Annotated in this window: 11 protein-coding genes and 1 pseudogene; 1 reads left to right on the forward strand and 11 read right to left on the reverse strand. The window is 44.6% G+C overall.

All coding sequences use genetic code 11. From position 1 onward, the window contains the following. Positions 1 to 2: 2 nt before the first annotated feature. The 4 genes and pseudogenes from ACED25_RS12160 to ACED25_RS12175 form a co-directional block, all read right to left on the reverse strand. A complete protein-coding gene (locus tag ACED25_RS12160; RefSeq protein WP_371695371.1) occupies positions 3 to 806 on the reverse strand; it encodes a hypothetical protein in 804 nt (267 codons plus the stop codon). A 14-nt stretch (positions 807 to 820) separates the two neighbouring features. Next, positions 821 to 1429: a hypothetical protein gene (locus ACED25_RS12165; protein WP_371695372.1), complete on the reverse strand. Its 609-nt coding sequence runs from the start codon at positions 1427 to 1429 to the stop codon at positions 821 to 823. Between the two features lie 287 nt (positions 1430 to 1716). After that, positions 1717 to 1852, reverse strand: a pseudogene (locus ACED25_RS12170) (LysR family transcriptional regulator); the annotation flags it as partial. Between the two features lie 125 nt (positions 1853 to 1977). Continuing rightward, positions 1978 to 2214: a YdcH family protein gene (locus ACED25_RS12175; RefSeq protein WP_017060944.1), complete on the reverse strand. Its 237-nt coding sequence runs from the start codon at positions 2212 to 2214 to the stop codon at positions 1978 to 1980. Between the two features lie 667 nt (positions 2215 to 2881). Here ACED25_RS12175 and ACED25_RS12180 point away from each other — a divergent pair. Then, on the forward strand, positions 2882 to 3922 hold the full coding sequence (locus tag ACED25_RS12180; RefSeq protein WP_017096307.1) for a DUF1214 domain-containing protein: 1041 nt from the start codon (positions 2882 to 2884) through the stop codon (positions 3920 to 3922). 106 nt (positions 3923 to 4028) lie between these two features. Here ACED25_RS12180 and ACED25_RS12185 read toward each other — a convergent pair whose 3' ends face one another. The 7 genes from ACED25_RS12185 to ACED25_RS12215 form a co-directional block, all read right to left on the reverse strand. Further along, on the reverse strand, positions 4029 to 4943 hold the full coding sequence (locus ACED25_RS12185) for a LysR family transcriptional regulator (protein WP_017096308.1): 915 nt from the start codon (positions 4941 to 4943) through the stop codon (positions 4029 to 4031). Between the two features lie 218 nt (positions 4944 to 5161). Then, positions 5162 to 6406, reverse strand: coding sequence for an NADH:flavin oxidoreductase/NADH oxidase family protein (locus ACED25_RS12190; RefSeq protein ID WP_371695373.1), 1245 nt, complete (start codon positions 6404 to 6406; stop codon positions 5162 to 5164). Between the two features lie 176 nt (positions 6407 to 6582). Then, entirely contained in the window at positions 6583 to 8031 is a 1449-nt protein-coding gene (locus ACED25_RS12195; protein ID WP_371695374.1) for a DUF1254 domain-containing protein, read from the reverse strand. A gap of 225 nt (positions 8032 to 8256) precedes the next feature. Beyond that, complete coding sequence (locus tag ACED25_RS12200) at positions 8257 to 8721, reverse strand: hypothetical protein (RefSeq protein WP_371695375.1); 465 nt, start codon at positions 8719 to 8721, stop codon at positions 8257 to 8259. Between the two features lie 61 nt (positions 8722 to 8782). Further along, on the reverse strand, positions 8783 to 10321 hold the full coding sequence (locus tag ACED25_RS12205; RefSeq protein WP_048669076.1) for a sulfatase-like hydrolase/transferase: 1539 nt from the start codon (positions 10319 to 10321) through the stop codon (positions 8783 to 8785). A gap of 185 nt (positions 10322 to 10506) precedes the next feature. Next, positions 10507 to 11403: a LysR family transcriptional regulator gene (locus tag ACED25_RS12210; RefSeq protein ID WP_048614421.1), complete on the reverse strand. Its 897-nt coding sequence runs from the start codon at positions 11401 to 11403 to the stop codon at positions 10507 to 10509. 17 nt (positions 11404 to 11420) lie between these two features. Further along, positions 11421 to 12572, reverse strand: coding sequence for an anaerobic sulfatase maturase (locus tag ACED25_RS12215; RefSeq protein WP_371695376.1), 1152 nt, complete (start codon positions 12570 to 12572; stop codon positions 11421 to 11423). Positions 12573 to 12578: the final 6 nt, after the last annotated feature.

Here is a 12578-nt window from a genome sequence, read left to right on the forward strand (position 1 = left end):
ATCTACCCTTTAATGTTGAGTTCTTCGCGCATCATATCTGCAACGCTTTTTGGTTTGGGAGCTGGTGGGGTTTGGGTTGCTTGGCTTGGCGTGTTGGCCTCGCCATTCGAGGATTGGCCGCTCATCATTGCAGCAATGTTGTTGATGTTGGTTTCGGTCGTTTGTTTGAAAATGGCGACCGCGGCAGATTTTTCTTTCTTCACGGCTTCTAAGATTTGATTGAATATTGCCTCGTTGGCATATTCGTTGGTTGCTTTCCCCGGTATAAGATTTGCGATGAAATTGCCGATAAGACAAGCGATGGCACAGTAGAGTAGTGCGCTTGGGAGGAATGAGTTTCCGATGGGTGACATCAAGGCAATTGCAGAGCCTAGGTATAGACAGAACCCATACATAATGGCTTTCCATAAGTAGTTCCAGAGCGTGCGGCCTGCGCCCTGCTTATATATCATTCTAAATGCGTCGTTATTAGTGGCTGCGTGGAACTTTTGAGATTTATGATCGTGAATACCGAGGATTGTGCTGTTTTTGTCATTGCTATCGGTCATGGTGACAATGGTTAGTGGGGCGTATTTGTCGACATTTACCTTGTGAGGGATGTTGACCCCTCTCTTGGTCTTTGAGAGTTGGCAGGCAACGTAAGTGTCGGTAACGGTGGTTTCTGCATCTGTCACTTTCCCGTCTTGCTCCGTTACTAGTACTTCCTTGTCAAAGCCGGAATCCAGACAAAAACCGTTATCGAAGGTTAAGTAGTACCCGTATTTCTTGCCATTAATCTTGATGGCTTGTTCTATTTTATTGCTCATGTTGGCGATTCTCCTTAGTTTTTGCTTTTGTCTACGACCCATAGCACGGTGAGCATTTTGAAAATAATCGGGGCGCATACGACGAGGACTGCAACAAAAAACATTCCTCTAAATACGTTGAGCATGTATGCGGGGTCATTTATGTAGGTTGCGCTTCCAATGATTGATATGACGGCTACGTATCCATAGCTGAATATAATGGCGATGGTTTCGATGAATTGTATTCCCATGTCCCATCCTTGAACTGCATGGCAAAGGGCGTATAAGCTCATCAGCACGATAATGATGGTGACAACGGTGAGCGACATAGTGTCGCCGCCGAATAGGCCTAGGAATAACCCGATGGGCAGGTAGATCAGGTTTTCCATATACTTCGTTGCTAGTGCGTCACCAAACCCTTGGAATATATTTCCGACTGAGCCGTTGGTGAATACGGCTGTACCAAGCCATGCGACAACGACTGATACCACCATGATAATAAGGGACCATCTTTGTAGTGCATTATTGAACGCTGCCCACGCTGCGGAGGGGCCGCTATTTAGGTGCCTGTTGTGGCTGTTATTGGTGGTGAAAGTGTTGTCGTGCTCTTCAGTGGATATGACTCTTCTGGTGTGATTTTTCATGCTATGGCGTCCTTGGGCGGTTAACCTGTTTTCTTATGCCTTCACCTTGGTGAGCCCGTCAACAGGCTCACTTTACAGCTCCGGATGACTTGGAGTATATGAATCACCTTGCCTTTAGCGTATCACTATAAACACCCATCAAAAGGGTTAATAGCGGCAATTAATAAAAAATAGATATAAGTCATGACGAAACACCCCTTCTCAGTTGTAGATTGGTTTTGAGAGGGTGCCGAACCTATTGCCTTTGGTTTCTAGGTGGAAATAATGCGCGGGGGTCACTGGTTCGAGAAAGACGCAGGTTCGTTAACTCGCTGCGTTCCGATTGGAGAATCACAACCCACACCGACCGCCCGATTTGACAGCATCCACGATCAATAACACTTCTTCAGCATGAGGTAAGAATGATTCCCCCTCTTCGGTTAAATACAACGTATTAACTCAGTTGAATTGTGAAGAAGTGATTGAACCAAAACGAAAAAAACTCCCGAAGGAGTTTTTGTCTAAGTCTGTAATTCGCCATTTAGCTAGTCAGCAAAATTACCAACTCACTAGCCCGTTAAACGAGCATGCAGTAAATCTTTAAGCTCAGAACGATCATGTTTCAATTGGTGCATCGAGCCGTCATCAATGGGTGAATCTTTCAGCTCTAGTTTACGAATCTCTTTATCAAGGTTGTCGTATGTCTTCATATCTGCTGCAAAGCCATCGTCAGTTTTAGCAAGCTCAGCAATTTTGTCTTTCATTTCAGGAAATTCGTGAACAAGAGAGTGATTTTCACCTAGCATAGAAACCTCTTAAGTTAAGTAAAGTGATTGGTAGTACACATTCATTATTTACCTTAGCAAGGGACTCAAATCACAAATGAGATCCAGTACACAGCCTAGAATATAGACAGTTCAGATTCACAAATTTACAACATAAATCGGCAGGGATGCGTTGTTTTACATAGAAGAAAGCCTCACGTAATCGCAAGGCTTTGTAGAAGTGAGTTCTTTATAAGAACAGTGACAGAAATGATAATAACAGCAGCTAAAAAGTATTTTCAAAAAAGGATTAGCTGCTACAACCACCAGAATGAACTCGATTCATTTGATCATGTGAAGACGTGTCAGAGCCTGTCGATTGGCATCCTGCCACGAACAATAGCGTTACAGACAAGATAAGCCATTTCATAATTAATCCTCTTTTAGTCATGACTAAAGCATAGTGCTTAAAAGCGCGGATACCTCAGTCATTAACTAAAGCCTTACCTGCCGATAAAGCCTTAGTTAATGAACAAAGCATCGCTTCATTAACTAACGACCAGTCTCTGTGCAAAAAACTTTCACCAAACGAACAAAAAACAGTCACAACTCTCTCTAAGCTTCACAAAAACCAGCCTTCCGATTCCTTTTGGTTATTACACAAATAACATCAATTCATTTTTAGAATCACCACCAAACCGATACATTAGTGTCATCTCCTAATGACGACCTCAAGGTAAACGATATGAAAAAGACCATTTTAGCAACACTGATTACCATCACATCAATGCAAACAATGGCAGCAGTTGAAGTAACCGACGAAAACTTCGCTCGTGCAGAAAGCGACCTTTACTTCACTCAACAGTTAGAGCATCAACCGGTTAATGTTTTTGAGCATAATCGCGAAAACGTAACGGTAGAGAACCAAATGATTATCCGCTCTAACACCGACCTGCTCTATTCAACCGCGGTTGTCGATGTCTCAGAAGGCGCAACATTCAAACTGGCGAAAGGCGATGCGTACCAGATCATGCATATCTTCAATAACAATCATGATAACCACATGGCCATTTATGGTGGCGAAGAAATTTACATCGACTCAGAAATCGCAGGTTCAGACTACATCTACATACTAATGCGAACTGCAACAAGTGCTGGCGCAGATGAAGCGCATCGACTGCAAGATGCGGCGGTCATTAATGCGAAATCAGCTAAGCCTTTTGAACCTGCTTCAGATTGGGATGATGCATCTCGAGATAACGTCCGAGCAAAATGGGAGAAGCTAGTTAATGACATCAAGACAGAAGAAGCCTTCACACCAAACATCACAGCAACATCAGATAACAAGCAGTTTATGATTGGTACTGCGGTGGGTTGGGCTGGTATGCCGGCAGAGCATGCTGTGTATACATCACGAGCGGGCACAGGTAAAACAGAATGTGCAAACATCACGTTTGAAGCACCCTCATTACGTTATGACGAAGGCGGTTATTGGTCAATTACGGCCTATTCAAGCCAAGGCTGGTTGATGACGAACAACAACAGTGCTGATTCAACGACATCAACACCCAATAAAGACGGTTCTTACACGATCCACTTTGCGCCAAAGGGGCAAACTTGTGACGCTGCAAATAACGTAATTGAAGTAAACGATGATGGCTGGAACTTTGCGGTTCGTGCATACCGTCCTAGTGATGAAGCGGTAGCATCAGGTGAGATGCACAACTTCCCACAGGTCACTGCTCAATAGCGGGGAATAACGACTGAGTTGCGAGTGATTAGTGTTAATTAACTGGCAATAACAGCTGCTAACAATAACAGCTACTAACAATAACCTAGCCTCTCATTTGAGAGGCTTATTGCTTTTCTTTTATGATGGTTTGGGAGGTAGTGATAATTTTTCGCTTAAGCCATTGATTCATCGGGTGCATTCTCTTGTTATGAGATTCCACCAGCACGATTTTTTTGAGCTCTTCCGGTGCATAATCAGGAAAAGAGAGATAATCGAACTCTTCATTAAGATAAAGAGCAAGCTGCTTGGAACACGGTAGAATCATGTCACTTTGTTTAATGACCTCTAATAGCGTGTGCAAATACGAGCTTCTTGCTTTCACTTTAAGCTGCTCTGTCGACAAATGCTTGGCGATATAAGGCTGAATATCATTCCACCCCGGTATCACCAAACTCGCGTATTCCGCTTCATCTATCTCTTGCTGTGAAATCACTTTGCCAGCTAATGGATGGCCGGTTTTAACCAACCCGACAAAGTCATCCTCACCGATAATCTGATGGGTAAACTGCTTATTCGTGTCGATTGGAGAAAAGTTGATAGCTGCTTGTATCTCGCCATCCAACAATTTTTTCAGCGTTTGAGAGCCCCAATTAACAATATTGACTTGAGCATTGGGCGCTTCTTGAATGAGACCAAGGCATAAACGCGCACCAAGCCAGTTCGAGATAAAACCGTTAATTGCAATCGTGATGTTGCCTTGATACTCGGCAGGGTCAAAGCTTGGGGTTTCAAGAATCACGTCGTCCAAGCTTTCCATGATCATTGGCAGCCGTTCACCAAGCTCTAACGCACGTGGAGTTGGCTTCAAACCGGAATGGACACGAGTAAACAATTCGTCATCAAAGTATTCTCTCAATCGCCCTAGTGCTTTACTCACTGCGGGCTGACTCAGCGCCAATTTATTGCCAGCAATGCGAGTATTTTTGGTTTCTAGCAAAACCAGAAAAACGCGGATTAAATTGAGATCCAATTGTTTCATAGTTACCTGTCATTAAAGTTTGGTCAGGGAGATATTTAGCCGTCTGGCGATAAAAGCTAACTTAGCGAATATCTCTCTCATTATGGCTCATTTGACGATTGATTCGCTTAACGATCTTTAACTCTTTCTTACTCTCTAGACAAACTAAACAATAAATCATCATAGAAAAAAGCAGAACTTCAATTCCTTAAAGTTCTGATTTAACAATCCATGACTGCTTACGCTCTGCGCTTCTTGAAAGCGTGCCAGCCGGCGCTGAGAATTGTTTTTACCACCACACTTAATGCGCTAAGTTTAGGGTCGGTATTCTTGCCAGAGGCGATGCGCCACATCTGATGTTCATACCAAACCAGCCCTACCATCGCCATCTTGTCTAAAGCGGGTTTACCTGTAGTTGGCACCGCTAGCGGCATGCCGTGGCTAGGGTTTTCAATTAACTTGTTAGGGAAATCTGGATCAACCGCCATTGTGCGCGCAATACCAATAAAATCGGTCGCCGAGGTGTTTAATGCTTCATTCATTGCTTGCGCGGTTCGAAAACCACCCGTGACCACCAGCGGAGTGCTCACAAGCTTTCTCGCCTTCACCATGTAATCCATAAAATACGCTTCACGCTTTACCGTGCTGGACTTGATTGATTCAGCTTTGCTCTTTGAACCCATCATTGATGGACTTTCATAGGTGCCGCCAGAGATCTCAATCAGGTCGATACCGTTATCACTCAGTGTTTGCACAACCTGCATCGACTCTTCTTCAGTGAAGCCACCTTTCATGAAGTCGGCGCTGTTGAGCTTAATCCCGACAGGGAAATCGTCACCGACCTCTTTTCGAATCGCACGATAAACCTCAAGCACAAAACGAAGTCTGTTTTCGAGTGAGCCACCCCATTTGTCTTGGCGTTGATTGTGTCTCGAAGACAAAAACTGACTGACAAGGTAACCATGGGCACCGTGAATCTGGACACCAGTAAAACCCTCTTGTTTTGAAAGCTTTGCACTCAGCGCGAATTTATCAATGATTGCGATTATTTCCGCCTCAGTCAGAGCTCGTGGCGTATTGAAGCCTTTTTCTAATCCGCGCTCTAAAGAGATAGCGGAAGGGGCAACCGGGCTATCGCATAAGAATTTAGGAATTTGTTTACCTGGGTGATTCAGTTGCATCCATATCTGCGAACCATTCTGTGTTCCGGCACTCGCCCACTCACGAAATACGGTTAAGTCACTGTGCTCATCTAACACAACGTTTTTAGGTTCACCAAGCGCCCCCCTATCGACCATCACATTACCCGTCATGGATAGACCAATTCCTCCTTGAGCCCAACGCTGATAGAGCGTGACTAAACCTTGCTTAGGGTTATGGTGTTTATCACCTAGCTGTTCACTCATTGCCGATTTGAACAGGCGATTTTTAATCACTTGACCATTAGGAAGAGAAAAAGGGTCGTTGAGGCAGATTGGATTCATGCGCGTGGTTACTTTCTTTGGTTTATATATTCAGTCCAGTATGCCCTATTTTATTCTACAGTTCTGAGCATTTAGTGCCTATTTCGAAGCAAGTTTCGCTCAATAAAAAATGCCAGCGGCATAGCAGCTGGTATTAATCGATTATAAACAAAATCTTAAACAGGCGATTTAAGTCATCACTTTATCGTGGATTTTTTGACCTTAGTAAATGGTGTCGATTTCCATTTATCGGTTCTTACCTCTTCACCGGGCGTGTACATACGTAACACTGAATACCATTGATGATCGGGGATAGGTAAGAAGTTAGGATCATCTTCATGCCCTTTTACATCGCTACTCATGTAAATGGTGTAGCTGCCATCAGCATTAGGCGTTAGCGTTCTGTCTCCACGGGAATGACGGTTTAAGTCGTTTTTCTCCATCAATCGAGTTTCACCACTGTAGGCCGTGTATGACCAAAAACCACCCTCTTCTATCGGTGGCGCATCGAAGGTCACCGTGTAATCATACTTACTACCGTCGAGCGCACCACCTTCACTATCGAAGAAGTCACCGCTGTACATAGTGTGTTTTGCAGGCAGCCCCCATTGGCCCATTAAGGTGCCGTAGGCGTGCTGAAAGCTTGGAACCTTGGTCATTTCATCGCGAGTGCCTAATACGTCACGTGAATCATCAAAGCCCGCATTAATGATTCGTTCCAGTCCGTCTTTTTGACCAGATTCGATCATACTAAGCTGCTCTGCCGTAAATGGATGATTGGCTTTGCCTAATTCAACATCTCCTAAGCCAATGTACTCAAACAGTTCAAGCAGCTTTTGGTCATGTGCCTTCATAGTTCCTTCAGACAGAATGAAATTGGTTCGCTCGACCCAATTAGAGTCTTCAGGATCTGGATACTCGCGCTCAATAGGAACTGGCCCTTTCTGACCTAAGTATTCCGACAACGTCCTAATATTCCATTGATCCATTAACTTTTGAGCAGTTGCAGAATCGTCACCGCCAAGGTCCATGATTCGCCCCATCATCTTGACCAGCGGATGCTCGACATAGATGACTTGGTCGACACTCGCAGGGACTTCACCTTTCCATCCTTCAACCGCATACATGAAGCTGCCGCCTTTTGTACCTCGCTGTGGAGAGCCAAAAGCCGAGTCAGTAAAGTGCTGCATATTCATAGTATGGAACAACCAGTATCGATTTTCATCATGATCTGGAATCGTAATGATGACCGGCTCTGCCGCTAGGTCCATCCAACCCATCAAATGTAACGTGTCATTGTTAATCGTCGGATGCGCAGTGTAAGTGTCGTCAGCAAGTATTCGAATATTTTGGAATCGATTCAAAGGGTAGTCTAGCTCAACGACGGTTTTGTAAAAGTATTTGTAGGCTTCATCTATCGAGTACGCGTACTCGTAGGCAAGTTGGGCCAATAGCTGATTATCCTTTTTGAGCGACGCTAAACTCGCCATCTCAACGGGGAGAGTTTCCGTCTTTATCTCCATTGCTGTTTTTGTTGCCACAGCTACGCTCGTCGCGTCCACGGATTGGCTCGCGAGTACCGGAGACGGAAGTGCAACCATGAAAGCACAAGCCAGTGCTGTCGCAAGTATGTTTTTTTTCATCATTTAATGTCCTAACTAAAAACGAGTACGGAAGGTGATCCAAGTGTTGTTGTCAGTATCACCACTAAAGATGATGATGTTGTCAATATCGACCTTGTAGCCCAGTTGCATTTCAGCAGAGAAATCTCGAGTGTTCTCACCATCTAATCCGTAGGTGTATTGGGGGGCGAGTAGAAGATAAAATTGGTCAGCAAAATCGTACTTTAGATAGTTGATACTGCTGATGATTTACGTGTCCTCAAACTTATTATTCTCCTCCCACATTTGTCCGTACGTTATGGCGCTATAGAGTTTAAATTTGTCGCTTAATTTGAATGCTTGCATCACACCAATAGAGGCGTAGTTCGATGTTAGATCGTCGTTGGAGAAGTCGTGTCCAGCATCAACAAATAAGCCGGTGCCCGTTTTCTTATTGGGTGTGAAGAATCGTGCTCGATAGTTTTCAAAGTTGTTTTTGCCTTCCAGCTTACCCAACACACCCCAATCGCCACGATTCACGCCAAACTGGAAGGTAGCGCCAAGCCCTTTATTGCCCGCAATAATTTCACCTCCCGTATAAACAGCCATTGGATCAGCCATGTCACTTGCAGGTTCTTCTTGAGCGGAAACACAAAATGCAAAGGGGATAAACGTAAAGATAGAGAGTGTAAAACTGGAAAAGGTGCCCGTGAGCAGACGTAACGGTTTCTTCATATTGTTGTCCGGTAGTAAGGTGCGCTTGTTACAGCACACCTTGCATTAGTCGTATTTGGCGTTAGTCAGCAACCACTGATTTGTCTGCCATACCAATACCACCGGCTTTCTGTCTTGGTGGAAACGCTTTGAGTGACTTCTGATATTCCGCCGCTGATTTTTGCAGCTTTGGTAATACCCAAGACTTCTCTTTCATCCATAAGAACCAACCACGAGTATCAGGGCTACGCTCGTAAGGATCAGCCTTGATGTTGATGAGCATCCCTAGTGGCCACTCTTCAGGAGGCGCAATCCACTCCGTTTTGGTTTTTAGGTGCACTTTCCAATCATCAACTCGGAACGCATTCAAATCTTGCTCGTTGTAGAAGAAGAACTCATGACGTTGACTCGGCTCGCCTTTGGTCAACATATCCAGCTGGTTATAACCATCCAAGTGGACTTGGTAACGCTCGCCGTTTAACTCTTTTCCATCTAGCAACTCTTGCTTAATGTCGCCTTCACCCACTGCAGCCATAATGGTTGGCACCCAGTCTTCAGATGTCATGAAGCCATCGGTGTATTCACCTTGAGGGATTTTATCTGGCCAGCTGACCAACATTGGCACACGGAAACCGCCATCCCATGTCGTGCCTTTTTGTCCTCTGAATGAGGCAGAGCCTGAATCAGGCCAGTGATCTAGGTTTACGCCATTGTCAGATGTGAAGAGAATGATGGTGTTGTCGATTTCGCCCAAATCTTCAAGCTTGTCGAGTAGCACACCGATCTGGTCATCCAGTTCGATCAAGCCATCGTAGTAGGTGTTGATTTGGCTCGCACCTTGATATTCCGGACGTACGTGCGTTTTTTGGTGCATACGAGTCGGGTTGTACCACATGAAGTAAGGTTGTTCGTCTTTCTCCGCTTCATGTCTATCAAGCCAATTTGTAGCAAACTCCAAAAATTCGCCATCAACGGTTTGCATGCGTTTAGCACCTAAAGGACCTTTATCTTCAATCGTTTGCTTTCCAACCACACCAAATCTTGGGTCTTCTTGCATGTCCACACTCTCGGTAGCAACAGTGTGAAGAACATTGCGAGGGCGACCTCTGAAGTTAGGGTCTGTTGGGAATTCCGGCTGTTCAGGCATCTCCATAACATTAAGGTGGTAAAGGAAACCGAAGAATTCATCAAAGCCGTGCACCGTTGGCAGGTGACTATTGTTATCGCCTAAGTGACTTTTACCGACATGCACGGTCGCATAGCCTTTGTCTTTCAACATTTCGGCTAGGGTTGGATCTTCTTTTTGAAGGCCAAGTGAAGAGCCCGGCTGACCGACAGACGTTAAGCCTGTTCGGAATGGATATTGCCCCGTGATAAAGGCAGATCGACCTGCAGTAGAGCTGCCTTGTGCGTAGTAATCGCTGACCATCATGCCGCGTTCGGCAATTCGATCAATGTTCGGCGTATCCACCGCGCCTAAACCACGGTGGTAGGCTGACAGATCCGTTGGGCTCACATCATCGAGCATGATGGCAACCACATTGGGTTGGCTCGCTGCATGTACGTTGACGCTCGCCAGTACTGAAAGCGCCAGAGCGGATTTAACAAAAGACTTATACATTTATAACCCTCATTCACTATGAGTAAATCGCTGAAGTCACAACGAAAATTGTGCATGTCTCAGCGAACCATTGTTGAGGTAAATGGTATAAGAAAGACGCCAAAAATGGCTTGATAGCCACTATTACGATTCTTAATAGTGGCCGTTAGAAAGGGGAGTTATTTAAAGGGAATAGTAGCGTGATGCTAGGATTGAATAATCGACGTGATTTCTTTTTGAAGCCAATCCGTGAACGGATTATTGCGGTTTGCTTGATGAGTAAACAGTGCCAATTCTCGACGATAGGTGTCTTTCAACAGTTCCGGCGGTAAATCGATACAACGATAAGAGTGATCAAGCAAATAGCGGCATTTCGACGATGTCACATAGATGAAGTCGCTGTCCTTAACAACTTCTAGCATCAAATTCATATTGTTGCTTCTGAGCCCGATGTGTTTATCTAAGTCGTATTTTTTGATCAACATTTCCGTCTTGGACGGCTGAATGTAACCAGGGATCATATTGATACAGAGTGGGTATTTCAGAATGTCCTCAAGGGAATTGCCTTGAATTGGGTGGTCAGCTCTTAGCACCAACATGAACTTATCAAAACCAACTGGGCGTTCAGTCAGGGTTTTATTGACGTCCATAGGAAGATAGCTTACTCCCCAACACATTCGGTTGGTCTCTAGGGACTGGACGCCGTTATCTAACCAAGGTGAGCATTGGAACGTCACTTGCGGCGCTTCTTTGGTCAGCTTTTTGATTAATGGCACACCCACTGGGATCAACAACGGGGAAGGCAACATGATTTGAACCTCCCCTCTTAAATCTTCCAAGCCCCACTCATCATTGGGTATGTAAAGGTTATCTAGCTGCTCTAATAGCAGAGGCAAGGTTTCGATAAGCTTCAAGCATTTCGGGGTGGGTTCAAGCCTTGCTTTATCTCGAACAAACAACTCATCATCAAATTGTTCTCTGAGCTTACGAAGCATGACACTGATCGTCGGCTGACTTACGTTCAAGGCTTTGGCCGCACTCACCGTTTGGCGAGTTTCATTAAGCACCAAAATGAGCCGTAGTAAGTTTAGGTCTTTGGTCATGCCCTACTCCAAATGATTTAGAAAAGTGGAAAGTACGCTGGCGAATACCCTTTTTTCATCGCTTCTACCATAGGCAGTAATTTGGGTAATGCGTGACGAAAAAACATCTCATACCCTTGGCACAAATGATTCATCGGACTGCCATCTTCGGTTGTTTCTATTCTGTTTTTAGGGCAACCACCTTGGCAGAGTTCAACAAAATCGCAACGTCGACAAGTGCTGTTTAACTCTTCATATTTGTTGGTGCCAAACGCGATTTGTTCTGGTGAGCTCGCCATAGTTGCAAGCTTATCACTGTTCATGGTACCCAATTGATGATCTTGATACCCATAATGGTCACAACTGTAAACATTGCCGTCATGCTCAACCATTAATTGCTGTCCACAAGTCGCGCTGTGATGGCACATTTGGCTTTGGTAACCCATCAACACCATTAAACAGTTTTCAAAAAACTGGATATACACTTTACCGACATCATTGACGCTCCATACATCAAACAAGTCACAAAGAAATTGCCCCCATTGCTCGCCCGTTAACGACCAGTCGTGCCCTGTTCGTCTGTCTAACTCATGATCGATACAAGGCTGAAACTGCATGTAACCACTGCCATTTTCAACCAAAAACTGATAGATCGTTTTACCGTGTTTGTAGGTTTTATTGTTCACGACCGTTAACGTATTAAAATCAACATTGTGCTTCTTTAGATAAGACATGCCACGCATTGTGCGTTCAAAAGACGACTCGCCATTTTTGTCGATCCGAGCGATGTCATTCAGAATATTGGGGCCATCGATACTGATGCCCATCATGAAATTATGTTTAGCAAAGAAACTCGCCCAGCGATCGTTAATCATGGTTCCGTTGGTCTGCATCGTATTCACGATGCGCTTTTTCGTCGCTTTGCTTGCCTGTGCTTTCATCGCCGTTTCATAGAAATCGAGCCCTCTTAACATAGGCTCGCCACCGTGCCAGATAAAATCCACTTGTTGATCTTTCATTGGCTGCGCGTCGATATGAGCAACGACAATTTGCTCCATCATGTCCAGAGACATTGACGATCTTTTATCGCCATCTTGTCTATTGAGATAATAGCAGTAGCTACAATCCAGATTGCACTGAGCCCCTTCTGCTTTAATGAATAAGCTAAAAGGATAAGTAGATGTGTTCATATCGAT

The sequence above is a fragment of the Vibrio sp. 1F263 genome, from assembly GCF_041439035.1.
Taxonomy (GTDB): domain Bacteria; phylum Pseudomonadota; class Gammaproteobacteria; order Enterobacterales; family Vibrionaceae; genus Vibrio; species Vibrio tasmaniensis_A.